The sequence below is a fragment of the Ureibacillus sp. FSL K6-8385 genome, from assembly GCF_038593155.1.
Classification (GTDB): Bacteria; Bacillota; Bacilli; order Bacillales_A; family Planococcaceae; genus Ureibacillus; species Ureibacillus terrenus.
In genome coordinates this window covers 1,601,681-1,627,051 of sequence record NZ_CP151968.1, presented here as the reverse complement: position 1 = coordinate 1,627,051, position 25,371 = coordinate 1,601,681, and the positions used below count along the sequence as shown (strand labels likewise).

Genomic DNA, 25,371 nt, shown 5'->3' with positions numbered 1-25,371 from the left:
AGTGATGTTCCCATGGCCGAACAAGAGCGCTTATTTCAAAAAGTTTTGCCCGTCCTAAACAGCAAATTAGAAGAATTGAAAATAAACGGATACGAGGGTATTGCAGCCGAAGATCTTTGGAATTACTGTCTTCACAAGAAATGGCGAAAGAAAAATATTGATGAACTCCGCATCCACGAAATCGTGTCGACCATTTTTTCATTGAAACCTTCGGAGGTTGTGAATCATCTTCAAATACAGCAATTTCAAACGGTTGATTGGTTTTCCGAGTTGAATCAGGAAGAGTTGAAAGAATTGTTGAATCCGAAAAGAGATAACAATTCTGACACAGAAAAGTAATATATGAAAGTTTGACAGGCCGATTTTCGTGTTCCATAATTAGTTTGTTACATAGGAACAGAAAAGGATATTTTTGCAATAGTTTCGAACGGTGCGCATTTCACTTCAAGTGTATTCTTCAGCGGATGGAAATATCACGACAAAATTTGTGGCGCCCTGCATTCAAGAGATTATTGTAAAGATATGCTTTCAGGGGTGTATGTATGTACAAGCGTTTGTACATTGCATTGAGGAGGATTTTAAATGAAATCAACGAGCCGTATCATTGCCTTCGTATTGGCCGTAGCCGTTTTATTTGGAGCGATGGCGTTCACTGTGGAAGGCGTATTGAAGAATGTAAAACTTGGACTTGATTTGCAAGGCGGATTCGAAGTTTTATATGAAGTCGAACCATTGAAAGAGGGCCAAAAAATTACACAGGATGTTCTCGCGAATACCACTACCGCTTTATCGAAGCGTATAGATGCCCTTGGTGTAAGCGAGCCGAGCATTCAAGTGGAAGGGGAAAACCGTATTCGCGTGCAGCTGGCGGGGATTGACGACCAGTCATCTGCCCGGGAGATGTTATCCAGCACGGCAAATTTAACATTCCGTGATGTAAACGATAATTTGTTGCTGGACGGATCGGACCTAAAGGAGGGCGGTGCTGCCGCTTCCTTTGATAACCAAAACCGTCCAATCGTAACGCTTACACTCAAAGATGCGAAAAAATTTGCCGAAATCACTTCGAAAATTTCCAAAATGCCTCGTGGCGAAAATTTGCTTGTCATTTGGATGGATTTTGAGGAAGGGAAAGACTCTTTCAAAGAAGAAGTGACAAAGCCAAATCCCAAATACATTTCGGCAGCTGCCGTCAATGAAACGTTAAATACAACGGACGTCATGATTTCCGGCAATTTCACGGTGGAAGAAACGAAAAATTTGGCGAGCATTTTGAATGCAGGCGCCCTTCCTGTAAAATTGACGGAAATCTATGCGACTTCCGTCGGCGCCCAATTCGGTGAAAAGGCGTTAAAAAGCACCGTATTTGCCAGCGTTGTCGGTGTAGCATTGATTTTTGTTTTCATGCTTCTTTACTACCGGTTGCCGGGCTTTGTATCCATCATAACATTGACCGTCTTTGCTTATTTGGTGCTGCTCGTTCAGAATTTGCTGGGAGCCGTATTGACTCTTCCTGGTATTGCGGCATTTGTGCTCGGTATCGGCATGGCCGTGGATGCGAACATTTTGACGGCGGAGCGGATCCGGGAAGAATTGCGGATTGGCTTATCCCCTCAGGAAGCCTTTAAAATCGGTTCCAAAGTGTCATTAAGCGCAATCATTGATGCCCAGTTGACGACATTGTTGGCTGCGGCGGTGCTGTTCTACTTTGGTACAAGTTCCGTTAAAGGTTTTGCGACAACATTAATGATTTCCATTGTATTAAGTTTCGTCACATCTGTATGGTTGTCCCGCGTGCTGCTCGGACTGCTTGTCAACAGCGGCAAATTCAACAGCCCATTCTTCTACGGGGTTCGGAAATCAAAAATCCATGACCCTTCAGAAGGCGTAGATACATTGGATTTGTCTACAAATTTTGACCGTTTTGATTTTGTTCATAACCGCAAGAAATTTTATGCGTTCTCCATGGCGGTCTTGCTCATCGGCCTTGTCCTGATTGGCATTTTCAAATTGAACTTGGGCATCGATTTTTCAAGCGGTACCCGCGTGGAAATTTTAACGAATGAACCGGCAGCGCAAGACGAAATGGCCGATTATTTGGAGAAAATCGGTTTTGCTCCGGATAAACTGGTGATCAGCGGCGAAAATAGGGATACAGCCGTCGCAACGTACAAAAAGGATTTCACACAGGAAGAAACATTGAAGTTGAAAGCGGCAGTCGCGAAAGACTACGGTCATGAACCGAATGTCAGCACCGTTTCTCCAACGGTTGGAAGGGAATTGGTGAAAAATGCGATAAAGGCATTGTTGATTGCGGCACTGGGCATCATTATTTATGTTGCCATCCGCTTCGAATGGAGAATGGGTGTCGGCGCGATCGTATCCTTGTTGCATGATGTATTCTTTATGGTGTCACTCTTCAGCGTATTGCGTTTGGAAGTGGATATAACATTTATTGCGGCAATTTTGACGATTGTCGGTTACTCCATTAACGATACGATTGTCACTTTTGACCGCATCCGCGAAAATATCGACCGCAAAGGTGAAATTAAGACGAAAGAAGAACTTGCGGACATTATCAACAAATCGCTCCGTCAAACGATGACGCGATCCGTCAATACGGTGTTGACGGTGATTATCGTAGTCGTGGCCCTCTTGATTTTCGGGGCGCCGGCCATCCGGAATTTCTCGATTGCCTTGCTGATCGGGCTCATAACCGGCATGTATTCGTCCATTTGTATCGCGGCCCAGCTCTGGTACACGCTTAAAACGAGGGAAATGAAAAAGAAAGGTACAACCGTGAAGAAAAAAGAGAAAAAACAATGGGGTTCAGACGAGCCGGTTGTATAATGAACAATTGTCTTCGGAGGGTGTCCGGAAAGTGTTTGGCTTTCCGGACACCCTCCATCTTTTCCGATATGACTTTTCAGACGTTTTTTTCTTCCCGGGAATCAAAAAATTTTATGAATCTTGTTTTCTTTCATGACCTTTGAAGGAATTAGAAACTTTTCTCTCCAATGCCTGCGAAATTTCTGTATAATGGACTTCGTGAGGAAGTGAGAACATGATTCAATCGTCGAAAAAATGGAAGATACAAAAACCGGACGAGAGTTTTGTCGGACAATTGCGAAAAGAATTGAACATTACGAGTTTAACTGCAAAAATCTTGGCTTCCAGAGTAAAAACAATCGAAGAAGCCAAAAATATTTTCTATATGGATGACCGACATTTACATAATCCTTTTCTGTTGGCGGGAATGAAGGAAGCCGTGGAACGGATCGAACTGGCGCTGGATCGGGGAGAAAAAATATTAATCTACGGCGATTATGATGCGGATGGAATTACCAGCACGACGATTATGCTGAATGTGCTGCTCGATTTGGGGGCGGATGTCGAGTATGAAATCCCAAACCGCTTTACCCATGGGTATGGTCCTCATGAAGAATTGTTCAGAAAAGCTCATGAAAATGGAATCCAATTGATTATTACGGTCGATAATGGAATTAGCGGGATTGAACCGATTCGCCTGGCAAAAGAACTTGGCATGGATGTGATTGTCACGGACCATCACGAACCGGGAGATGAACTTCCACCTGCGGACGTCATCGTCCATCCAAGAATCCCGGAAGGGCACTATCCTTTCGGAGAATTGGCAGGAGTAGGGGTGGCTTTCAAACTTGCCCATGCTTTGTACGGTGAAGAGCCTGACCATTTATATGAATATGCAGCAATCGGCACCATCGCAGATCTTGTGCCTTTGACCGGGGAGAACCGATACATCGCAAAAAAAGGAATTGAACAGATCCGCAAATCCAATAGCCCCTGGGTCAAGGCTTTGTGCGAGGCTTCGGGGGTAAAACAGCAGGAAATTGATGAAGAAATCATCGGTTTTTATTTTGGCCCCCGGTTAAACGCAATCGGCCGTTTAGGTGATGCCAAACCCGGCGTGGAATTTTTAATGAGCGGGGATTTGGAATTTGCCCTTCAAGGCGCAAAATTGTTAAATCAAAAAAATAATGAAAGGAAAGAATATGTCGCTTCCATTACGGAAGAGGCAATCGGAATGATTGAAAATGACCCTCGCATCGGAAATTCCTTGGTGCTTGTCGTTGCCAAAGAAGGATGGCATGCGGGCGTCATCGGGATTGTCGCTTCCCGTTTGGTGGAGAAATACTATAAACCTGCCATTGTGTTTTCCATCGATCCGGAAACGGGGCTTGCGAAGGGATCGGGAAGAAGTATTGAAGGCTTCCATTTGTACAATGAATTGGCAAAAAATCGGGATATCCTTCCGCATTTTGGCGGCCACCCAATGGCTGCGGGCATGACATTGTCCCGGGAGCATATCGATGAATTGCGGGAACGTCTTCACCGGCAAGCTTCCCAATGTTTGACGGAAGAATTGCTGACGCCGAAATTGTATATTGATGTGCCCGTCGATTTAGGGGAGGTATCCGTGGAGGCCATTGAAGAAGTCCAGTCGTTGAAACCTTTCGGCATCGGATTTGAAAAACCCCTTTTCGCCATTCAACAAGTATCCGTCCGTTCGATGAGAAAAATAGGAGCAAATGAAGACCATATCAAAATGGAGCTTGAAAATGAATATGGAATCCTTGATGCAGTCGGCTTTAATAAGGGATTTTTATACAATGAAATCACCTATGGCGTGAAAATATCCATTGCAGGAGATTTGCAGATCAACGAGTGGCAAGGACGAAAAAAGCCGCAGTTTTTCATTTTGGATGTCCAAACTTCTGAATGGCAATTATTCGATTATCGCGGAAAAGCGAACGTTCCGAATTTGTTGAACAACATCCCGATGGAATCATCTTTTGTTGCTTTCCGCAAAGAAACGCTGCAATATTTCGGCGAGTTTTTGCCATCCATCCAATTAATTGAAGATGAAATGTACGGTTCCTTGTCGCCTTTTCTGGTGCTATTGGATTTGCCGAAACGTGTTCAAGAGATGGAAAAGCTCATCGAAACCGCCAGACCAAAACGGATTTATGCGGTTTTTTATACCCCAAATTCCCTGTTCTTCAACGGCATGCCGACGCGAAAACACTTTGTCCATTATTACACGCTGATCAAGAGCCGCCCTTTCATTAATTTAAACGAACATCTCCGCCATTTATCAAAACATTTGGGATTAAATGCAGAGGCTATAAAATTTATGACAAAAGTGTTTTTTGAACTCGGTTTTGTTACAATAGAGAATGGGCTGATCAAGGTCAACCAATTTGCGGAAAAACGTTCTCTTACAGAAGCTGCGTCCTATCAACTGCGAAAACAGCAAATCGAATTGGAACAACAATTTTTATATTCCACTTATTCCGAACTTAAACAATGGTTTAATGAACGAATAAAGGAGTTTTCATATTCCTGAGGAGGAACATCGAATGGATTTAAAACAATATATTGCGATTGTAGAAGATTTTCCAAAAGAAGGAATTAGTTTCAAAGATATTACGCCATTGATGGATAATGGGTCAGCATTTAAGTATGCGGTGGATCAGATAGTCGAATTCGCCAAAGATGTAGGGGCGGAGATTATCGTTGGACCGGAGGCGCGGGGCTTCATCGTCGGATGTCCTGTGGCGTACGCATTAGGAATCGGCTTTGCACCGGTCCGCAAGCCTGGGAAATTGCCTAGGGAAGTTGTCAGTGTCGAATATGATTTAGAATATGGAACAAATACGCTCACCATGCATAAGGATGCCATTTCGCCAGGCCAGAAAGCGCTGATCATTGATGATCTGCTTGCGACAGGAGGAACGGTGGACGCCACAATCAAACTTGTGGAGAAGCTTGGAGGCGAAGTGGTCGGTTGTGCGTTCATTATTGAATTGACGGAATTAAAAGGCCGCGAGAAAATTAGAAATTATCCTGTCAAAACTTTGATACAATATTAATTATTTCAAGGGGCCGTCCAAGATTCGGCTGAGGCGGTTCCTTAACGGCTGACGCTATCGCTTTCGCCGCAGGTCAGTTGCGGCCGGGATAGTGGAAATGATTTTCGGGCAGGAGCAAAGATTTAGTGAGAAATTGACTATAAATGGGAGGGTGTCCAGAAAGTCAAAAACTTTTAGACACCCTCTTTCTATTATAAAAAATATATGCAGTAGAAAAATTTTGACAAATTCAAACAGTATTCTAAAATGTTGATTGAAAGGAATATTAAAAGACTTAACTTTACATTTCGTATATACTTTTTATAAAATAAACTTTATACTATTAAACAGAAAATTTTTGAAGGTGGACAAATCATGGCGAAGGAGCAAATTTTGACGCCCGAGGATGTATTCGAAAAAGTTCGAACTTATATGAATGAAGAACATGTTGAATTTGTAAAAAAAGCTTATGAATTTGCAAAAGAAGCCCATAAAGAACAAACCCGCAAATCGGGAGAACCATATATCATTCACCCTATACAAGTAGCCGGAATATTGGCGGATCTTCAATTGGATCCGCCTACTGTCGCTGCGGGCTTTCTCCATGACGTAGTGGAGGACACTTCAGTGACCCGCGAAGACCTGGTGGCTGAATTTGGCGAAGAAGTGGCCATGCTTGTAGATGGGGTAACAAAGCTTGGAAAAATCAAATATCTGTCCAAGGAAGAGCAGCAAGCCGAAAACCACCGGAAAATGTTTGTTGCCATGGCGCAGGATATCCGTGTCATTTTGATTAAATTAGCCGACCGCCTTCATAACATGCGTACGTTAAAGCACCTTTCCGCAGAAAAGCAACGGCGAATCGCGAAAGAAACGTTGGAAATTTTCGCCCCTCTTGCCCATCGCCTCGGAATTTCGAAGGTGAAATGGGAACTGGAAGATACGGCTCTCCGTTACTTAAATCCTCAGCAATATTACCGTATTGTAAGCTTAATGAAACGAAAACGCACGGAACGGGAAGCGTACTTGGAGAACGTGATGGATGAAATACGTTCCCAGCTAAAAGCGGTGAACATTGAAGCGGAAATCTATGGCCGTCCAAAGCACATCTATAGTATCTATCGGAAAATGGTTTTGCAAAATAAAGAATTTAATGAAATTTATGACTTATTGGCTGTCCGGATTATTGTTAATAGCATTAAAGATTGCTATGCGGTGCTCGGAATTGTGCATACTCTTTGGAAGCCGATGCCCGGCCGTTTCAAAGACTATATCGCAATGCCGAAACAAAACTTATATCAATCCCTGCATACAACCGTAATCGGTCCTTATGGCGATCCATTGGAAGTACAGATTCGTACGAAAGAAATGCACAAGATTGCGGAATACGGGATTGCCGCCCACTGGGCCTATAAAGAAGGGAAAACGGTTAATCCAAACAAGGAAAGCATTGATCAGAAGCTAACATGGTTCAGGGAAATTCTGGAATTCCAAAACGAATCTTCCAATGCGGAAGAATTTATGGAAGCGTTGAAACTGGATTTGTTTTCCGACATGGTGTATGTGTTCACTCCGAAAGGGGATGTCATTGAATTGCCGGCGGGCAGCGTCCCGATCGATTTTGCTTACCGCATTCATACGGAGATCGGAAACCGTACCATCGGTGCAAAAGTGAACGGAAAAATGGTTCCTCTCGATACGCCTTTAAAAACTGGAGACATTGTGGAAATCTTGACATCCAAACAATCTTTCGGGCCAAGCCGGGATTGGTTAAAAATTGCCCAAAGTTCTCAGGCGCGGAACAAAATTAAACAATTCTTCAAAAAGCACTTGCGTGAAGAAAACGTTTTAAAAGGAAAAGAATTGATTGAAAAAGAGATTCGGGCACAGGAATTTGAAGTGAAAGAAGTGCTTTCGGAAGAAAACATCCAGCGGGTATTGAATAAGTTGAATTTTGCAAATGAAGAAGATTTGTATGCGGCGGTGGGCGTCGGAGGAATCACTCCTCAACAGGTCGTCAATCGCCTTGCGGAAAAGAAACGCCGTGAACGGGAACAGGAAGAAGCCCTTGAGAAAATCCAAAAAGAAATGACCAAACCGAAACAAAAGAAAAGCAGCGGGGACGTTGGAGTTGTTGTCAAAGGCATTGACAATTTGTTGGTCCGTTTGTCCCGATGCTGTACACCTGTTCCTGGAGACGAGATTGTCGGATTCATTACGAAAGGAAGAGGCGTCTCTGTGCACCGCAAAGACTGTCCAAACGTTCAAACAGGCAGCCAGGACCGGCTGATTGAAGTGGAATGGGAACATAGCGAAACATCCACGAAAAAAGAATATCCGGTGGATATTGAAATCTCCGCGTTTGACCGTCCAGGAATATTAAATGATGTGATGCATGCGGTGACAGATACAAAAGTCAATATCCTGGCCGTATCCGGACGAGCCGCCCATGACAAAATCGCAACGCTTCATTTGACCCTTGCCATTTCCAATATTTCTGTGTTGCATCGGGTGGTGGAGAAAATCAAACAAATGCCGGATATTTATTCCGTGCAGCGAGTGATCAATTAGTTTTGAGGTGTGTTTGTCAATGAGAGTGGTTTTGCAACGGAGCAAAGAAGCAAAAGTAACTGTGGACGGAAAAGTGACAGGACAAATTGAAAAAGGCTATGTACTGCTTGTGGGCATTACCCATACCGATACGATGGAAGATGTAAACTATCTCGCAAGAAAAATCGCCGAGATCCGACTTTGGGAAGATGAACAGGGAAAAATGAACCGCTCCATTAAAGAGCATGGAGGGGACATTTTATCCGTTTCCCAATTTACGTTATACGCTGATGCCAGAAAAGGCAGAAGACCAAGCTTTGTGGAAGCTGCCCGGCCGGAACAGGCTGAACCTTTGTGGAATGCTTTCAATGAGGCGTTAAGGGAGCAAGGGCTGAAGGTGGAAACGGGCATTTTCGGAGCCATGATGGAAGTATCCCTTGTCAATGATGGCCCGGTGACAATCATTTTGGAGTCGAAATAAAAAAGAAGGCTGCCCGGAATGATTCCAAGCAGCCTTCTTTTTTAAACATTTGTAGTAAAAGTCCTTCAATCAAAATCACAGAAATCCATTTACAGCTGTGCATCAAAATATTTTAATAATCCTTCATAAATGCCCATTGTGGCTTTTTCGCGGAACAGATCGGTGTCGATTGTCTTTTCTTCTCTCGGGTTGCTTAAATAGCCCAATTCTATCAGAACGGCATTTTGCTTATTTTCCCTCAATACCAGATAATTTCCTTTCTGAATCCCCCGATCCCGCAAATCCACTTGTTTCGTCAGTCCGTCATGGACATATTGGGCAAGGGATTCTTGATAGGAGTGGAAATAATAGGTTGTAAATCCTGATACCGTACGGTCTTCGGACGCATCATAATGGATGCTGACGAAAGCATCCGCTCCATGCTGATGGGCGAGGGAAACCCGTTTTTGCAGAGCGACATACACATCGGATTCCCGCGTTAAATAAACATTCGCGCCGGCTTGCTGCAATTTTGATTTTAAAAGTTCCGCGGTTTTTAAAGTGATTTCTTTTTCAATGGTATTTCGCAGCCCGGCCGTTCCCTGGTCGTTGCCGCCATGTCCGGGGTCGATCACAATGGTTACACCGTTTAATGTTCCTTTTTTCCGTTTCCCTTTCTTTTTCGGCGATTGGGATTGTCCGTCCGTTGAAACTACCCAGCTTGCAACAAAGCCCGCCGACTTGTCCGGAAGCTGGATTTTATACCAGTCCCCGTCTGTTCCAATCACCCGATATTGTTCACCGGCCCGGGCAATGGATAGTACGTTGGATGATGTGGAAGGTTCTTTACGTATATTTGTTCCATTGTAAATAATTGTGACGGTTTTTTTCTTTTTCTCTTCTTTATTCCGTTTGAACTCGAATGAGCCGTAAAAGCTGTAAATCCATCCTTTCTTGCCATGGTAATCAATTTGAATCCAATGATTGTGCCGGTCCAGAACTCGGTATTGTTCCCCTTTTTTCGCAATGCCCAGTTCTTTTGATTTTAAATTCGGCTTGTTCCGTACATTGACCGCATTAACCGCTATGGTAAAATAATTGGCATCATCCGATTCGGCCGATTCCAATTCTTTTCCTTCATCATCTTTCGATTCATCGGTTTTTGCTTCATTGATGGAAACATATTCTTTCGAAACCCATCCGGTTATTTGCTGGTGCCGGATTTGCACCCACTGGTCCCGTTCGTTTTGAACGGCTACTTGATCCCCTGAAAACAACTGGCCAAGGACGGGAGCATCAAGGGATGGTTCAAGCCGGATATTTAAGTGGTCAACTTGGACCACCGCGAATTTTTTGACATTTTCTTTATGTATTTTCTGTGTCAGCCAAGATGCGACCCATCCCTTTTTTCCATCCGTTTCCACATATAGCCAATCACCCTCGGCATCCAAAACTTTTAATTTATCGTTTTTTTGAAGGGTATCGAGTATGGAATAAGATAGGCCGGGTCCTTCCCTCAAATACAATTTTTCGGCATAGACGATCCGGGTTTCTTCATTGTCCGCCAAAACGAAGGGGGACAGATATGTATACAAGCAAGCGACAAGAAAGGATATGCCAAGAAATAGTAAAATTCTTCGCTTCATAAAACAACCAACTTTCACTTACTAAAAATGTTGAAATATCATATTTATTGTAAAATGGGATGGATGTATAAATCTATACTTTTTTGAAAATAGTTGACAACTTTTCGTTTCATAATTATGATTAGAATTAATGTGAAAATGTTGTCGAAAGCCTATGACCAAGAGAGTAGCAATTACCTGACGTCCAGAGAGGGAAAGACTTGGGCTGAAATCTTTCCTACTGAAGGTATTTGCGAAGAACACTTGCGAGGCGTTTTCCTGAAAACTTAGTAGGGAAAAACGGAAACGGCCGTTATCCGTATGAGTGGGCGTGTTTTTGCACGTCAACTAGGGTGGAACCGCGGAAGTAATATGCTTTCGTCCCTTGTGATGAGGGATGAGAGCATTTTTTTGTTCCAATCTTTGTTTGGAGGAAGGAGATCGAAATGGCTTTTAAAGTACCTAGAGGAACACAGGATATATTGCCGGATCAAACGCCGAAATGGCAAAAAATCGAGTCCGTTTTACGGGAATTGGCCCGCGTTTATCGATATAAAGAAATACGCACCCCTATTTTCGAACATACGGAATTGTTTCACCGAAGCGTAGGAGATACAACCGATATCGTTCAAAAAGAAATGTATACATTTGAAGACAGGGGCGGCCGTTCATTGACACTGCGCCCGGAAGGAACAGCTTCCACGGTTCGCGCCTATGTGGAACATAAAATGTATGGTGCTCCGGAACAGCCGGTGAAACTGTCATACATGGGGCCGATGTTCCGCTATGAGCGTCAGCAGGCAGGACGATACCGCCAGTTTGTACAATTTGGCGTTGAAGCCATCGGAAGCGCCGATCCGGCCATCGATGCGGAAATCATCTCATTTGCAATGGATATTTATCAAACATTGGGATTAAAAGATTTAAAATTGGTCATCAATTCTTTAGGGGACAAAGAAACGAGAGATGCCCACAGAACAGCGCTCATCAACCATTTCAAACCAAGCATCCATGAATTTTGCGATGACTGTAAAAACCGATTGGAAAAAAATCCATTGCGCATTTTGGACTGCAAAGTGGACCGGGAGCATCCACTGATGGAAACAGCTCCGAAATTGACGGATTATTTGACACCGCCATCAAAAGAGTATTTTGATCAAGTGAAAAAGTATTTGGATGTATTGGGCATCGAATATGAAGTGGATCCGAACCTTGTGCGCGGACTGGATTATTATAACCATACGGCCTTTGAAATTATGAGCACTGCAGAAGGGTTTGGAGCCATCACGACCCTTTGCGGCGGCGGCAGATATAATGGTCTTGTCGAAGAAATCGGGGGACCGAATGTTCCTGGAGTCGGTTTTGCCTTATCCATTGAACGCTTGCTGTTGGCATTGGAAGCGGAAGGAGTGGAATTGGAGGTGGAAGACGGGCTTGATGTTTATGTCGTAGCCCTTGGTGACGAAGCCAAATTAAAAGCGGTTGAACTCATCAGCTCCTTCCGTTTAAAAGGCATTTCGGCAGATATGGATTATATGATGCGCAAAATGAAAGCGCAGATGAAATCTGCCGACCGTCTTCAGGCGAAATTTGTCGTGATTATAGGTGAAACGGAACTTGAAGAAGGCGCTGTCGTCGTGAGACATATGGAATCCGGGAATCAGGAAAAAGTTCAGATCAATGAAATCGTCAATTATTTGAAAGAACATTTACGATAAGAAGGACAGAATTGGAGGAAGAACAATGGCTCAAAGAACACATTATTGTGGAGAATTACGGGAAGAACATCATGGACAACAAGTTGTGTTGAAGGGCTGGGTACAGCGAAGAAGAGATTTGGGAAGCCTCATTTTCGTCGATGTACGCGACCGTACGGGAATTGTGCAAGTTGTTTTTGGCGATGAAGCTCCTGAAGCCCGTGAAATCGCAGATAAAATCAGAAACGAATATGTAGTGGAAATCGAAGGGAAAGTTGTGCTTCGGGATCCCAGCCAAGTAAACCCAAACATAAAAACAGGAAACATCGAAGTGGTAGCTTCCAACATTCACATCATCAACAAATCCAAAACGCCTCCTTTTGCCATTGAGGATTATGTCGATATCAATGAAGATGTGCGTTTGAAATACCGTTATTTGGACTTGAGACGTCCGGTCATGTACAACACAATGAAATTGCGTTCCGACGTGACCCGCACTATCCGGAACTTCTTGTTGAATGACGGTTTCCTGGAAGTGGAAACGCCGATTTTAACGAAATCCACTCCTGAAGGCGCCAGAGATTATTTGGTGCCATCCCGTTTACATGAAGGCGAATTTTATGCATTGCCGCAATCACCGCAATTGTTTAAACAGTTATTGATGGTTGCGGGATTTGAAAAGTATTTCCAAATCGCCCGCTGTTTCCGTGATGAAGACTTGAGGGCAGACCGTCAGCCGGAATTTACACAAGTGGATATTGAAACATCATTCATGTCCATGGATGAAATCATCGATATGACGGAGCGCATGCTTGCTGCTGTTATGAAAGAAGTAAAAGGCATTGAAGTGCAAACGCCGTTCCCTCGCATGACTTACCAGGAAGCCATGGACCGTTTCGGTTCCGATAAACCGGATGTCCGTTTCGGATTAGAATTAATCAACTTAACGGACATTGTCAAAGACTGCAATTTTAAAGTATTTACAAATGCGGTTGAAAAAGGCGGCGTTGTCAAAGCCATTAACGTCAAAGGTGCAAATGACAAGTTTACCCGCAAAGATATCGATGCGTTGACTGAATTTGTTGCGATTTACGGTGCCAAAGGATTGGCTTGGATCAAAGTGACGGAAGAAGGGTTTACAGGACCGATTGCTAAATTCTTTGAGGGGCAAATTGTTGAAGATATTAAAAATGCAACTGATGCTGAACCTGGAGACTTATTGCTGTTCGGTGCGGATGATGCTTCCATTGTAGCCGCTTTCCTTGGGGCATTGCGCAACAAACTCGGTAAAGAACTCGGTTTAATCGACGAATCCCAATTTGCATTCCTTTGGATTACCGATTGGCCGCTGCTTGAATGGGATGAAGACGAACAACGCTATAAAGCGGCCCACCATCCATTTACGCGCCCATTTGATGAAGACATTGAACTGATGGAAACGAATCCGGAAAAAGTGCGAGCACAAGCTTATGACATTGTTTTGAACGGCTATGAATTGGGCGGAGGTTCATTGCGTATTTACGAAAGGGATTTGCAAGAAAAAATGTTCAAGCTCCTCGGATTCACTCAGGAACAAGCGCAAGAACAATTCGGCTTCCTGCTTGAAGCTTTCGAGTATGGAGTGCCTCCTCACGGGGGAATTGCGATGGGTCTTGACCGCCTTGTAATGATTTTGGCGGGACGAAACAATTTAAGAGATACCATCGCGTTTCCGAAAACCGCTACGGCAAGCTGCTTGCTGACAGATGCGCCAAGCGAAGTTTCGCCTAAACAACTGAAAGAATTGCATATCAAAATCGATGTTTCTGAATAAGAGGAAAAGGAGCTTGGTGAAAGCTCCTTTTTCTTCCGGAATCATTTTTTTAAAATAATGTAAAAAATAAATCATCAAATAAACGATAGAAAAAACAAAATAATACCATTTTCCATTTCTTATTCATTGCAATATTCGGTATTCGGTGTTATCATAAAATCAAACGAATCCTGAAGTGTACGTGAATGCTAAGTTAACAGTTTTGACCGAACACCAATAAATAGGGAGCCCAAATCCTGGCTTGGCAAACATGCCCCATGAACGCCGACGAGGGGAAGTTTAAAGAGTCAGTGAGGGCACCCACCTGCGAGAGGAGCGGGTTCAAAACGATGTTAATGATGCACTACGGCACATTCGGGATTCGTCTCGTTTCGTGCTGAACTCCCCCAATGAATGGGGGAGTTTTATTATTTATAAAAAATAAATGGAAGCTGAAATATATACCCCGCTTTCATAAGTTGTGTTATAATTCCGATGTGAAAAATTAGAATGAAAGGCAGAAAGGTATGTTGCATCAATTTTCTAGAAATGAATTGGCTATTGGAAAAGAAGGATTAGATAAGTTAAAAAATACAACCGTTGCAATCCTGGGGATTGGTGGAGTCGGATCCTTTGCCGCGGAGGCATGCGCACGCAGCGGCATTGGGCGGATCATTTTAGTGGATAAAGATGTGGTGGACATCACCAATATTAACCGGCAATTGGTAGCTTATTTATCAACAATCGGCAGACCTAAAGCGGAGGTTATGAAGGAGCGCATTGCGGACATCAATCCGGAATGTGAAGTGATTCCATTACAAATGTTTTATAACGAAGAAACGTATGAAAAACTGTTTGAGTATAAAATTGATTATGTTATTGATGCTTCTGACACCATCAGTTATAAAATCCATTTAATTAAAGAGTGTTTGAAACGGAATATCCCAATTATCTCCAGTATGGGGGCCGCAAATAAAATGGATCCGACGAGATTCCGCATCGCAGATATTTCAAAAACCCATACGGATCCGATGGCAAAAGTAATACGCACAAAACTACGGAAAGAGGGGATCAAAAAAGGGGTCACTGTCGTGTTTTCTGATGAATCGCCTATTGTCGTAAGACAGGATGTTGTGCAAGAAGTAGGAAATCCTGACGCATCCATCCGGAAAGCGAAAATGCCCCCTTCTTCCAATGCTTTTTGTCCGTCTGTCTGCGGCCTGATCTGTGCGAGCTGGGTAATTAATTCGGTGCTAAAGGATATTCCAATCAAAAGAGTAAAACAATAATGTCTCCAAGGAATACCGGTGTTTTCGGTCGTGACCAGTCTTTTTCTGAAAAATTTTTATAATATACCCCCAAATTCCGAAAATTGCTAACATTGAAAACAAAAAAGCAGACTTAATACAATTTTTTAACGATTTATTATTTTACTAAAAATTTTAAGAATTTTATTGCTATATTTAAAATAGGTCACGACCACAAACAAGGGGGTATTTTATGGCAAGAATTCAGGTGAATAATGACATCTTGAACTTGGTTCAGCTTCAGGAGGAATTGGATGGGATTTTGTTCGACTATATTGACACGTCACAAAAATGGGATAGCGCGTATAATGAGCTGAAGCAGCTATTGGAAGAATTGATCGCCTATTTTAAAAATTATCTTCGGAAAAATGATGGCAAATTGCCGGATAACGAAATGTACTGGTCTTTATTTATGGATATTACAAGCAGGATCATATATTTTAAAACATTTGCATACATGAATCTGCTGAATGATATAAATGAGGAACAAAAAGAAGCGATTAAACAAGCCCTTCATGATGCCGCCGGTTGTCTGCCAAACGTGCAAGGACGCAATATGGAATTTTTCCAGGAAATCAGCCAGACATATCATCAATTATTTCAGGAAAAAGACGATTTTGAAAAATATTATTATGACAAAAACAATAGTTTGCATGATTGTTTAGAATATTTTAATGAATATTGTGTTCAAAAAATATTAAATTAATAATTTGAGGAGAGGAATGTCCGATTTCTTCCGGTCCTCATGATCCGATTTCTGCATTCTGCAAAGTTTATAAAAAATTATCATCCAACAAAATGTTGGATGATAATTTTTTATAAACTTTGCAGAAATATTTGCCTTTATCAGACGTTATGGTTGTTCCTGTTTTTTAAGGATTTCAGCTTTTCATAAATATTTGCCATCCGCTTTTCTTCCCCTGCTATGACAGGCTGATAAAACTCCATATCTTGAAGATTGTCCGGCAGATATTGTTGGTTTACCCATCCCCCAAAAGTGCCGATGGGGTAGTCGTGGGGATATTTGTAGCCGACATGCCCCAATGATTTGGCTCCCGCATAATGGGCATCCCGCAGGTGCATGGGAATTTCGCCGGTTTTTCCCTCATGAATCGCTTGAATGGCTCCATCAATGGCACTGATGGCGGAATTCGATTTTTCCGACAGGCACATCTCGATGACAGCATTGGCAAGAGGGATTCTTGCTTCGGGCAATCCGAGCACTTTTGCCGCCTCCGTTGCGGCATACACGTGGGCGCCGACTTTCGGGTTGGCCAGTCCTATATCTTCATAGGCCATCACCAATAGTCTCCTGCATACAGCGATTAAATCACCCGTTTCGAGCAAATTCGCCAAATAATACAAACTTGCGTTCACATCGCTGCCTCTTACGGATTTTTGCAATGCCGACAATAAATTATAAAAATGGGATCCCCCTTTGTCCCCATATACTCCAATCCGCTCGGACAATTGCGTGATTGTCCGGTCTTCCACTTTCACAATGCCGTCCATTTCGTCCGAAGCGTAAAAGACGGATTCCAATAGGTTCAGCGCTTTTCGCGCATCGCCGTTGGAAGCGATGGCAATGTTGTTCAACTGTTCTTCATTCATCTCGATATTATATTTCCCCAAGCCCCGTTCTTCATCTGTCAACGCCCTTTTTAACAATTGGGCCACTTCTTCCGGAGTCAACCGTTTTAATTGGAAAATTTCCCCGCAGCGGGAACGGATGGCCGGATTGACATCATGAAAAGGATTTTCTGTCGTGGCTCCGATTAAAATGATTGACCCGTTTTCCACATGGGGTAATAATGTATCTTGTTGAAGTTTATTAAATCTATGAATTTCGTCCAAAAACAATAACACTTTTCCACTGAGCCTTGCTTCTGATACAATTTGTTCAACATCCTTTTTTCCGGCAATGGTTGCGTTCAATGGAAAAAAGGGTAAATTGGCGCTTCCCGCTATGGCAAAAGCGATGGAAGTTTTCCCGGTTCCAGGTTCGCCATATAATATCATGGAAGGCACATAGCCGTTTTGAACCATTTTATATAAAGCGGTATCTTTGCCGACAATATGCTGTTGTCCGATGATTTCATCCAAATTTCTGGGGCGCATTCGATATGCCAATGGTTCGTTATTCATACGATTTCCCCCGATGAACTTTTATTATTTTTCATATAAAATTATAATAGCCCTTTTCCAAGTGGAATAAAAGGTGTTATGTTATACTTGATTAAGAATATCGGAAATAGAAATTTGAGGTGTATAGTATGAGAATTTCAACAAAAGGTAGATATGGTTTAACAATTATGATTGAATTGGCAAAGCATTACGGAGAAGGTCCGCTGCCATTGCGAAAGATTGCCGAAGAAAAAAATCTTTCCGAGGCATACTTGGAGCAATTGGTGTCTCCTTTGCGCATCGCCGGTTTGGTAAAGAGTGTCCGCGGCGCCTATGGAGGATACTTGCTTGCAATTCCCCCAAGCAAAATTTCTGCGGCTGATGTCATCCGTGTATTGGAAGGGCCGATCCAGCCGGTTGAAGGGATCGAAGACGAAGAGCCGCCTCAACAACAGCTTTGGCTTCGCATCCGCGACGCGGTAAAACAAGTGCTGGATACCACAACCATTGAAGATTTGGCAAATTATAACGATGACGTTGAATATGACGGTTATATGTTTTACATTTAATAAAGGAGTTTTTTTGGAATGCAGACCTTTTATTTAGATCACGCAGCAACTTCACCGGTACATCCGGAAGTGATTGAATGCATGTCGGATGCAATGGCCCGTGTGTACGGCAATCCATCAAGCATCCATACTGCCGGACGCTTTGCAAGAAAGGTGTTGGATGAAGCAAGAAAAGTTTTAGCGGATTCCATCGGAGCTAAAGATACGGAAATCATTTTGACAAGCGGCGGCACGGAAGCGGATAATACCGCCATTTTTGGCGTTGCGCGGGCTTTAAAATCCAAAGGAAAGCATATAATCACGACATCTGTTGAGCACCATGCGGTCCTGCATACATGCGAACAGCTTGAAAAAGAAGGGTATGAAGTCACGTACCTGCCGGTGGATGAAACCGGCCGCATAGCCGTTGAATCTGTCAAAAATGCGCTCAGGGATGATACGATTTTGGTCAGCATCATGTATGGCAATAACGAAGTAGGAACAATCCAACCTATCAAAGAAATCGGGGAACTCTTGAAAGACCATCCGGCCGTATTCCATACGGATGCAGTCCAGGCATATGGATTGGAAAAAATCGATGTCAATGAACTTCATGTTGATTTATTGAGCGTATCCAGCCATAAAATCAACGGCCCAAAAGGGATCGGATTTTTGTATCAACGGGAAAAAACGCCTTTATTTGCGACTTTCTATGGCGGTTCCCAAGAAAGAAAACGGCGGGCAGGAACGGAAAACGTGCACGCTGCCGTAGGGTTTGCAAAGGCTGTCGAAATCGCCCAACGGGAGATGGAAAAAAGACGGCAAACCTACCTCCGTTTCCGTGAAGCCTTTTTGGACGTTTTGAACCGGGAACAAATCGCTTATAAAGTCAACGGACATAAGGACCATTTCCTTAAACACATATTAAACATCAGCTTTCCCGGAATGGATGTCGAATCGTTCCTTGTCAATCTGGACATGGATGGCGTGTACGCTTCCAGCGGATCTGCCTGCACAGCCGGTTCCATCGATCCTTCCCACGTGCTGGTCGCAATGTATGGTAAAGGTGCTCCGGAGCTCAGAAATTCCATCCGATTCAGTTTTGGTCTTGGATTGGAAGAAGAAGATATTCGGCAAGCTGCAGAACGGACTGCAAAAATAGTCAAAAGAATGACGAATTTATAGTATAAGAAAAGGTGAAGTTCATGGCAGAAACAAAAGACCCATCACAAATTCGTGTCGTTGTCGGAATGAGCGGTGGGGTGGATTCATCGGTTGCTGCTTATCTTTTGAAACAGCAAGGTTACGATGTCATCGGCGTCTTCATGAAAAACTGGGACGATACCGATGAAAACGGCGTATGTACAGCAACGGAAGATTATGAAGATGTCATCAAAGTATGCAATCAAATTGGCATTCCTTATTATGCGGTCAATTTTGAAAAAGAATATTGGGATAAAGTATTTACTTACTTCCTGGAGGAATATAAAGCGGGACGCACGCCGAATCCGGATGTGATGTGCAACAAAGAAATCAAATTTAAGGCTTTCCTTGAACATGCAATGAAGCTTGGTGCCGATTATTTGGCGACAGGGCACTATGCCCGCGTGGAAGAGCGGGATGGTGAAGTGGTTTTATTGCGTGGCGTTGATCGAAATAAAGACCAGACCTATTTTTTGAATCAATTGAAGCAGGAGCAGCTGCAGAAAGTCATGTTCCCGATCGGCCATCTGGAAAAACCGGAAGTACGGAAAATCGCCGAAGAAGCGGGGCTTGCCACTGCGAAGAAAAAGGACTCTACCGGCATCTGCTTTATCGGTGAACGAAATTTCAAAGAGTTTTTAAGCCAATACTTGCCGGCTCAGCCGGGGAATATGGAAACCCTTGATGGAAAAGTCATGGGAAAACATGACGGTTTGATGTATTATACAATCGGACAAAGACATGGACTTGGAATCGGTGGAGCAGGGGAACCCTGGTTTGTTGTCGGAAAGGATTTGAAACGGAATGTGTTGTATGTAGCCCAAGGCTTCCATAATGAAGCGTTATATTCTACATCTTTAAAAGCCATTAATATGAGCTTTACATCCAACAAACCGAAACCAAAGAAATTCACATGCACGGCAAAATTCCGTTACCGGCAAGCAGACACACCGGTGGAAGTGGAGCTTTTGGACAATAATACCGCATACATTACCTTCAAGGAGCCTCAAAGAGCCATTACGCCCGGACAAGCCGTCGTTTTATATGATGGGGAAGTCTGCTTGGGCGGAGGAACAATTGACGAAGTATTTAAAAACGGAAAAAAATTAACATATGTGGGATAAATGGCGACTGGGCAGGTCGCCTCTTTTGATGTGAGGTGAAAAAGATGAACTACAACGAAGAAGGTATCAAAGCACTGCAGGAAAAACGATACGAAGATGCGGTGAAAGCATTTACGGAAGCGATCGAACAGAACCCGGAAGATCCGATCGGCTACATCAACTTCGGGAATGTCCTTGCGGCGATGAACGATATTGAACGGGCAGAACGCTTTTTCCAAAAAGCCATCACCCTCGACGAAAAAGCGGCAACAGCTTATTACGGTTTGGCGAACTTGTATTATAATTGCGAGCGCTTTATGGAAGCGGCCAAACTCTATCAGAAGGCAATCGAAAATGGAATTGAGGGTGCCGACTGCTATTACATGCTGGGCAAATGCTTTGAAAAGGAAAACCAGGTGAAACTTGCCCTTCCATATATGCAGCGGGCGGCCGAACTTGCTCCGGACGATTTGCAAATCCGCTTAAGCTTCGGCATTTTATTATGCAAATTGGAGATGTTCGATTTGGCAAAAAAAGAATTGGAATTCGTGCTCGGGCAGGATGAGAAAAATGCGGATGCCCACTATAATTTGGGGGTGTTGTATGCGGTTTCTTCCAAGGACGAAGAGCATACAGAGAAGGCGCTGCATCATCTGAAGCAAGCTTTCACCATCGAGCCCGGCTATGAGCAGGCAAAGTTCGTCCATGACATGGTGATGGAGCGTTTAAGAAACAAAGAATAGGAAAAGGATCCGGGATAAGTATTCCGTTAATGAAGCAAAGAAAGGCTTAATCCAACAACATTTTGTCGGATTAAGCCTTTAATCATGCATGCATATTTGGAGTGGCACCCCCTGCTTTACCAACCGAATGGCTGTCACCGAATCCGCATCAATTTCATCATCGTAGTGCATGCCCATTAGTTTTGGATGAAGACTTTTCGGATAGTAATCCATTATTTGATGAATTGTTGCATGGGCGGCATTTTCGGCGAAACTTACATCCTGGAAGATGAATTCCGTTTTTTCGTCAATATAATCAAGCAGGTTGCTCCCTTTCAAATTTTTAATGTCGGAAGTAAATAAGAAATTACATCCCGTGTTTTGATCAAAAATTTTCAAAGCAAAGCTTTGCATTCCGATGGCATGCAAATGGGTCGTTTCAATCATTTGGATTCGGAAGGGCCCGATTGGTACAGGTTGTTCGTCCTCCACAGTAATCAGCCCGGCGTAGTCGCGAAGCGTCAAATTTTGATTATTTAGTCCAGGCATCAGGATGTTTTCGAGCATATTACGTTGTTTTTCATGGGTGATGATCTGGATTTTCTCTTTTGCCGGATGCCTGGACCAATACCTTTTCAATAACAGTTCTTCCAGTCCGCCAACATGGTCGAAGTGGAAATGTGTAATGATGACATAATGGATGGAACTTTCAGTAAAACCGGCGGATTTTAGACTGTAGCGCAATGTTGTCCCTGCATCAATAAGAAGTTTTTGATCGTTCAGTTCAACTAAAAAGTTATTATGGTAATAACGTTGAGTGAAGGCGCTGCCGACTCCCAACGGATAGACAATCATAAAAATCTCCCCCAAAAAATGATGATTTTTCAATCTGCATTCAAAATGGCCGTCTTGGGCGTTCCAAAAACAAAGCGGAGATTTCGGATTTTAGTTTGCCCATTGGGGGAAAAATAAACCCAACCTATGAATTGCAATATTGAACAACTTTCTGATATGGCAGATTGCCTCCAAAAATATCCAAAGCGCTGCCAATTGTCACGTGCAGTTTCCCGCCGGATAATGTTTTGAATCTTTCCAAATCCTCCAAGGAACGGATGCCGCCGGCGTAAGTGGTAGGAATGGTCGTCCATTTTGCCAAATCCTGAACCAGCTCTTCCTGCATGCCGCTTTTTTTTCCTTCGACATCCACCGCATGAATCAGAAACTCATCGCAATATTGTTCGAGAAAGGAGAGGTTCTCCCGATTGACTTCAAAGTCGCTGAATTTTGTCCATTTGTCTGTCACGACATACCATTTTCCGTCCCGTTTTCTGCAGCTTAAATCAAGGACGATATGTTCCTTTCCAATCGCCTCGACAAGCTTTTTCAATCGTTCCATATCCAATTTGCCATCGTGGAATATGTAAGAAGTCACAATCACATGGCTTGCACCCGCGTCAATCCATTTTTTCGCGTTGTCCGCCGTGATGCCCCCGCCGATTTGAAGTCCGCCGGGATATGCGGTTAAAGCAAGCTTGGCCTGTTCTTCATTGCCAGGGCCCAACATGATCACATGTCCGCCCGTTAAGCCATCCTGTTTAAACAGCTCGGCATAGTAGGAAGCATCTTTTTCTGAGATAAAGTTTTCAATCACGTTTTTTTGTCCCAAAGTGCTTCCGACGATTTGTTTCACTTTCCCCTCATGTAAATCGATGCACGGTCTGAATTCCATGATGTTCCTGGTCCTTTCAACTGTTTTTTTATAAACATCATAACATTGGTCAAACATTTTATCGAGAAGGGAGATACTATTTTATAACAATCCGTAAAAATGATATGATATTAAGAGATTTTACCGGAGAGGAGCGTATGAAAATGGAGGAACAATACCATTCCGAGAAAACGTTTGTCTTAGGCCGTCCGATCGCATCCATTTTTCATAACGCCTCCAATATGTATTCCATCGTGAAAGTAAAAATCAAAGAAACGAATCTAAAATATCAAGAAAAAGAAATTACCGTGGTCGGCTATTTCCCGGCTCTTGATGAAGAACTCCACTACCGCTTTGTCGGCAACTTGTCAAATCATCCGAAATACGGTTTGCAATTTCAAGCGGAAGCCTTTGAAAGGGAGGTCCCTGCTACGGAGCAGGGGGTGATTCATTACTTGTCAAGCGACATGTTTCCAGGGATCGGTCCAAAGACCGCTGAACAGATTGTGAAAACATTGGGACCGGATGCGCTGAAAAAAATCATGGAAAATCCCTTTGTTCTGGATGAAGTGCCAAGGCTGTCCGAAGACAAAAAAATGACAATCCGGACTGCGCTGGAGAAAAACTTGGGTTTGGATCGGGTCATGATCCAGCTGAATGAATGGGGTTTCGGTCCTCAGCTGGGAATGAAGATTTATCAGACCTATCGGGAAGAAACGATTGAACTGTTAACCCAAAACCCTTATCGGCTGATTGAGGAAGTGGAAGGTGTCGGTTTTGCCAGGGCGGATGAGCTCGGAAGAAAACTGGGTATTACAGGAAACCATCCGGATCGGATCAAAGCGGCGGTATTGCATAAATTGAACCAGGCCGCACTATCGGAAGGACATGTCTATTTAGAGGCGGAGCAATTGTTGCCGGAAGTGAAGGAACTTCTTGAGCAGAGCCAGCCGGTAGAGATTCCGTATGAATCGATTTCAAATGCTGTCATTGAATTGGAAGAGGAAGGCAAGATTTGCGGCGAAGAAACAAGGATTTATTTGCCTTCCCTCTATTTCAGCGAAGTCGGCATTGCGACAAAGGTGCTTCAGCTGGTGAAGAAGAATGAAGAGAGCCGAAACTTTTCAAACGATGAAATACGAAAAGCCATCGGGGAAGTTGAAGAAGATTTGGGCGTGACGTATGCCGAAACGCAGGCAAAAGCGATCGAACAGGCTTTGAATTCCTCCATTATGATTTTGACGGGCGGCCCAGGAACAGGGAAAACGACCGTCATCCGCGGCATCGTGGAAGTGTATGCAAGACTGCATGGCCTTTCTTTGGAGCCGAAGGAATATGCAAAGAAAGAAGAACCATTTCCCATCGTGCTGGCAGCGCCGACGGGAAGAGCGGCAAAACGGCTTTCCGAATCGACAGGACTTCCTGCCATGACGATTCATCGACTGCTGGGATTCAACGGACAAGAAAAAGAAGAGGAAACAGACCGTGAAATCCAGGGGCGTCTGATTATTATTGATGAAATGTCGATGGTGGATACATGGCTGAGCCATCAACTGTTCAAAAGTATTCCTGCTGAAGCCCAAGTGGTGCTTGTCGGCGACCAGGATCAATTGCCCCCTGTCGGTCCCGGACAAGTGTTGAAAGATTTGTTGGCGGCAAAAATAGTGCCGACCGTCGAATTGACGGAAGTCTACCGTCAGGCGGATGGTTCGACGATTATCGAGATGGCCCATCAAATCAAAAAGGGGCAAGTTCCTGACAACTTTACGGAAAAAACGGGGGACCGTTCTTTTATTAAAGCATCCGCCGAACAAATCGCGAGCGTCGTGACGCAGGTTGTGAAAAGCGCGATGTCAAAAGGCCAGTCCATCCGGGACATTCAGGTATTGGCGCCGATGTACAAAGGACCGGCCGGCATCGACCGTTTGAATAAAGAAATACAGGATCTCGTCAATCCAAACGAAGATGGAACGAGAAAAGAAATCAAATATGGCGATACCATTTTCCGTATCGGGGATAAGGTATTGCAGCTCGTGAATCAACCGGAATGCAATGTGTTTAACGGAGACATAGGAGAAATCGTAGCGATTATCAAGGCGAAGGAAACGGTGGACAAACAGGATCAGGTCGTCGTTTCTTTCGATGGCAATGAGGTTACTTACGACCGGGGAGATTTAAATCAAATCACCCTTGCCTATTGCTGCTCCATCCATAAAGCGCAGGGGAGCGAATTCCAAACGGTCATCATGCCAATCGTCCGGAGCTACGCAAAAATGCTTCGGAGAAATTTAATTTATACGGGAATTACCCGCGCAAAAAATTATCTGATTCTGTGCGGGGAACCGGAAGAATTTTGGAAAGGTATCCAACGCACCGATGATTTGAAACGATTCACGACTTTGCGCGCCCGATTAAATCCATTCATTGAAGATGAAGCGGAAGTTGATAGGACAGGGCAAACGGAACAAACATTTCGTGCGGATGCACCTGAGAATATACTTGAACATGAAGAACCAAAGGAAATGCCGGAACTTCCTCCGATGCTGACCGCGGAAACAGCGCCGAAAATTCATCCAATGATCGGCATGGATGGCATCACCCCGTATGACTTTTTAGATGAATAAAACTAAAAGCAGCACCA

Annotated in this window: 19 protein-coding genes, 1 other RNA gene and 1 other annotated feature; of the genes, 16 read left to right on the top strand and 4 right to left on the bottom strand. The window is 43.6% G+C overall.

Annotation, left to right across the window (positions count from 1 at the left end; all coding sequences use genetic code 11):
* Positions 1-12 precede the first annotated feature (12 nt).
* The 6 genes from NST62_RS07870 to dtd all read left to right on the top strand — a co-directional run bounded on the left by NST62_RS07870 (position 13) and on the right by dtd (position 8,922).
* Positions 13-339, top strand: a complete 327-nt coding sequence (locus NST62_RS07870) for a post-transcriptional regulator (protein ID WP_141602867.1) — start codon at positions 13-15, stop codon at positions 337-339.
* Between the two features lie 243 nt (positions 340-582).
* On the top strand, positions 583-2,850 hold the full coding sequence (secDF, locus tag NST62_RS07865; protein WP_141602866.1) for a protein translocase subunit SecDF: 2,268 nt from the start codon (positions 583-585) through the stop codon (positions 2,848-2,850).
* A 214-nt stretch (positions 2,851-3,064) separates the two neighbouring features.
* Positions 3,065-5,386 (top strand): single-stranded-DNA-specific exonuclease RecJ, encoded by a 2,322-nt coding sequence (gene recJ / locus NST62_RS07860; protein ID WP_342462798.1) that lies wholly within the window; start codon positions 3,065-3,067, stop codon positions 5,384-5,386.
* 13 nt (positions 5,387-5,399) lie between these two features.
* On the top strand, positions 5,400-5,912 hold the full coding sequence (locus tag NST62_RS07855; protein WP_141602864.1) for an adenine phosphoribosyltransferase: 513 nt from the start codon (positions 5,400-5,402) through the stop codon (positions 5,910-5,912).
* 354 nt (positions 5,913-6,266) lie between these two features.
* The gene (locus NST62_RS07850) at positions 6,267-8,462 is read left to right on the top strand and encodes a bifunctional (p)ppGpp synthetase/guanosine-3',5'-bis(diphosphate) 3'-pyrophosphohydrolase (protein ID WP_141602863.1); all 2,196 of its coding nucleotides are present in this window, start codon (positions 6,267-6,269) and stop codon (positions 8,460-8,462) included.
* A gap of 19 nt (positions 8,463-8,481) precedes the next feature.
* Entirely contained in the window at positions 8,482-8,922 is a 441-nt protein-coding gene (gene dtd, locus NST62_RS07845) for a D-aminoacyl-tRNA deacylase (RefSeq protein WP_141602862.1), read from the top strand.
* 89 nt (positions 8,923-9,011) lie between these two features.
* Here dtd and NST62_RS07840 read toward each other — a convergent pair whose 3' ends face one another.
* Positions 9,012-10,547 carry an SH3 domain-containing protein gene (locus NST62_RS07840; RefSeq protein ID WP_141601428.1) on the bottom strand — a complete coding sequence of 512 codons (1,536 nt, stop codon included), beginning with the start codon at positions 10,545-10,547 and terminating at the stop codon, positions 9,012-9,014.
* 145 nt (positions 10,548-10,692) lie between these two features.
* Positions 10,693-10,915, top strand: a binding site (T-box leader).
* Between the two features lie 57 nt (positions 10,916-10,972).
* On the opposite strand from NST62_RS07840, the gene hisS reads away from it, so the two are divergent.
* From hisS to NST62_RS07815, 5 genes are all read left to right on the top strand, one after another.
* Positions 10,973-12,244 (top strand): histidine--tRNA ligase, encoded by a 1,272-nt coding sequence (gene hisS, locus NST62_RS07835; protein WP_328220112.1) that lies wholly within the window; start codon positions 10,973-10,975, stop codon positions 12,242-12,244.
* A gap of 25 nt (positions 12,245-12,269) precedes the next feature.
* Positions 12,270-14,036, top strand: a complete 1,767-nt coding sequence (gene aspS, locus NST62_RS07830; RefSeq protein ID WP_141601426.1) for an aspartate--tRNA ligase — start codon at positions 12,270-12,272, stop codon at positions 14,034-14,036.
* Positions 14,037-14,200: 164 nt separating this feature from the next.
* Positions 14,201-14,401, top strand: a non-coding RNA gene (gene ssrS, locus NST62_RS07825) — 6S RNA.
* Positions 14,402-14,542: 141 nt separating this feature from the next.
* A complete protein-coding gene (locus NST62_RS07820; RefSeq protein ID WP_141601425.1) occupies positions 14,543-15,304 on the top strand; it encodes a tRNA threonylcarbamoyladenosine dehydratase in 762 nt (253 codons plus the stop codon).
* A gap of 211 nt (positions 15,305-15,515) precedes the next feature.
* Entirely contained in the window at positions 15,516-16,028 is a 513-nt protein-coding gene (locus tag NST62_RS07815) for a hypothetical protein (RefSeq protein ID WP_141601424.1), read from the top strand.
* A 140-nt stretch (positions 16,029-16,168) separates the two neighbouring features.
* Here the strand turns inward: NST62_RS07815 and NST62_RS07810 are convergent, their stop codons facing one another.
* Positions 16,169-17,467 carry a replication-associated recombination protein A gene (locus tag NST62_RS07810; protein WP_141601423.1) on the bottom strand — a complete coding sequence of 433 codons (1,299 nt, stop codon included), beginning with the start codon at positions 17,465-17,467 and terminating at the stop codon, positions 16,169-16,171.
* Positions 17,468-17,595: 128 nt separating this feature from the next.
* Between NST62_RS07810 and NST62_RS07805 the strand changes: the two genes are divergently transcribed.
* The 4 genes from NST62_RS07805 to NST62_RS07790 are packed head-to-tail and all read left to right on the top strand — an operon-like array spanning position 17,596 to position 21,043.
* Complete coding sequence (locus NST62_RS07805) at positions 17,596-18,015, top strand: Rrf2 family transcriptional regulator (RefSeq protein WP_141601422.1); 420 nt, start codon at positions 17,596-17,598, stop codon at positions 18,013-18,015.
* 18 nt (positions 18,016-18,033) lie between these two features.
* On the top strand, positions 18,034-19,179 hold the full coding sequence (locus tag NST62_RS07800; protein ID WP_141601421.1) for a cysteine desulfurase family protein: 1,146 nt from the start codon (positions 18,034-18,036) through the stop codon (positions 19,177-19,179).
* A gap of 20 nt (positions 19,180-19,199) precedes the next feature.
* Positions 19,200-20,321 carry a tRNA 2-thiouridine(34) synthase MnmA gene (gene mnmA / locus NST62_RS07795; protein ID WP_141601420.1) on the top strand — a complete coding sequence of 374 codons (1,122 nt, stop codon included), beginning with the start codon at positions 19,200-19,202 and terminating at the stop codon, positions 20,319-20,321.
* Positions 20,322-20,365: 44 nt separating this feature from the next.
* Positions 20,366-21,043 (top strand): tetratricopeptide repeat protein, encoded by a 678-nt coding sequence (locus NST62_RS07790; RefSeq protein WP_141601419.1) that lies wholly within the window; start codon positions 20,366-20,368, stop codon positions 21,041-21,043.
* A 78-nt stretch (positions 21,044-21,121) separates the two neighbouring features.
* Here NST62_RS07790 and NST62_RS07785 read toward each other — a convergent pair whose 3' ends face one another.
* Together NST62_RS07785 and hisA are read right to left on the bottom strand one after the other, a co-directional pair.
* Complete coding sequence (locus NST62_RS07785; RefSeq protein WP_141601418.1) at positions 21,122-21,877, bottom strand: MBL fold metallo-hydrolase; 756 nt, start codon at positions 21,875-21,877, stop codon at positions 21,122-21,124.
* Positions 21,878-22,001: 124 nt separating this feature from the next.
* On the bottom strand, positions 22,002-22,751 hold the full coding sequence (hisA, locus tag NST62_RS07780) for a phosphoribosylformimino-5-aminoimidazole carboxamide ribotide isomerase (protein ID WP_328216457.1): 750 nt from the start codon (positions 22,749-22,751) through the stop codon (positions 22,002-22,004).
* Between the two features lie 143 nt (positions 22,752-22,894).
* On the opposite strand from hisA, the gene NST62_RS07775 reads away from it, so the two are divergent.
* Positions 22,895-25,354: an ATP-dependent RecD-like DNA helicase gene (locus NST62_RS07775; RefSeq protein WP_342462797.1), complete on the top strand. Its 2,460-nt coding sequence runs from the start codon at positions 22,895-22,897 to the stop codon at positions 25,352-25,354.
* Positions 25,355-25,371 lie beyond the last annotated feature (17 nt).

Excerpts from the sequence above, each read along its gene's own strand:
- NST62_RS07790 (WP_141601419.1), top strand. The coding sequence starts at position 20,366 with ATGAACTACAACGAAGAAGGTATCAAAGCACTGCAGGAAAAACGATAC.
- mnmA (WP_141601420.1), top strand. The coding sequence starts at position 19,200 with ATGGCAGAAACAAAAGACCCATCACAAATTCGTGTCGTTGTCGGAATG.
- NST62_RS07815 (WP_141601424.1), top strand. The coding sequence starts at position 15,516 with ATGGCAAGAATTCAGGTGAATAATGACATCTTGAACTTGGTTCAGCTT.
- aspS (WP_141601426.1), top strand. The coding sequence starts at position 12,270 with ATGGCTCAAAGAACACATTATTGTGGAGAATTACGGGAAGAACATCAT.
- NST62_RS07840 (WP_141601428.1), bottom strand. The coding sequence starts at position 10,547 with ATGAAGCGAAGAATTTTACTATTTCTTGGCATATCCTTTCTTGTCGCT.
- NST62_RS07870 (WP_141602867.1), top strand. The coding sequence starts at position 13 with ATGGCCGAACAAGAGCGCTTATTTCAAAAAGTTTTGCCCGTCCTAAAC.
- hisS (WP_328220112.1), top strand. The coding sequence starts at position 10,973 with ATGGCTTTTAAAGTACCTAGAGGAACACAGGATATATTGCCGGATCAA.
- NST62_RS07805 (WP_141601422.1), top strand. The coding sequence starts at position 17,596 with ATGAGAATTTCAACAAAAGGTAGATATGGTTTAACAATTATGATTGAA.
- dtd (WP_141602862.1), top strand. The coding sequence starts at position 8,482 with ATGAGAGTGGTTTTGCAACGGAGCAAAGAAGCAAAAGTAACTGTGGAC.
- NST62_RS07810 (WP_141601423.1), bottom strand. The coding sequence starts at position 17,467 with ATGAATAACGAACCATTGGCATATCGAATGCGCCCCAGAAATTTGGAT.
- NST62_RS07850 (WP_141602863.1), top strand. The coding sequence starts at position 6,267 with ATGGCGAAGGAGCAAATTTTGACGCCCGAGGATGTATTCGAAAAAGTT.
- NST62_RS07785 (WP_141601418.1), bottom strand. The coding sequence starts at position 21,877 with ATGATTGTCTATCCGTTGGGAGTCGGCAGCGCCTTCACTCAACGTTAT.
- hisA (WP_328216457.1), bottom strand. The coding sequence starts at position 22,751 with ATGGAATTCAGACCGTGCATCGATTTACATGAGGGGAAAGTGAAACAA.
- NST62_RS07775 (WP_342462797.1), top strand. The coding sequence starts at position 22,895 with ATGGAGGAACAATACCATTCCGAGAAAACGTTTGTCTTAGGCCGTCCG.
- NST62_RS07855 (WP_141602864.1), top strand. The coding sequence starts at position 5,400 with ATGGATTTAAAACAATATATTGCGATTGTAGAAGATTTTCCAAAAGAA.
- NST62_RS07820 (WP_141601425.1), top strand. The coding sequence starts at position 14,543 with ATGTTGCATCAATTTTCTAGAAATGAATTGGCTATTGGAAAAGAAGGA.
- NST62_RS07800 (WP_141601421.1), top strand. The coding sequence starts at position 18,034 with ATGCAGACCTTTTATTTAGATCACGCAGCAACTTCACCGGTACATCCG.
- secDF (WP_141602866.1), top strand. The coding sequence starts at position 583 with ATGAAATCAACGAGCCGTATCATTGCCTTCGTATTGGCCGTAGCCGTT.
- recJ (WP_342462798.1), top strand. The coding sequence starts at position 3,065 with ATGATTCAATCGTCGAAAAAATGGAAGATACAAAAACCGGACGAGAGT.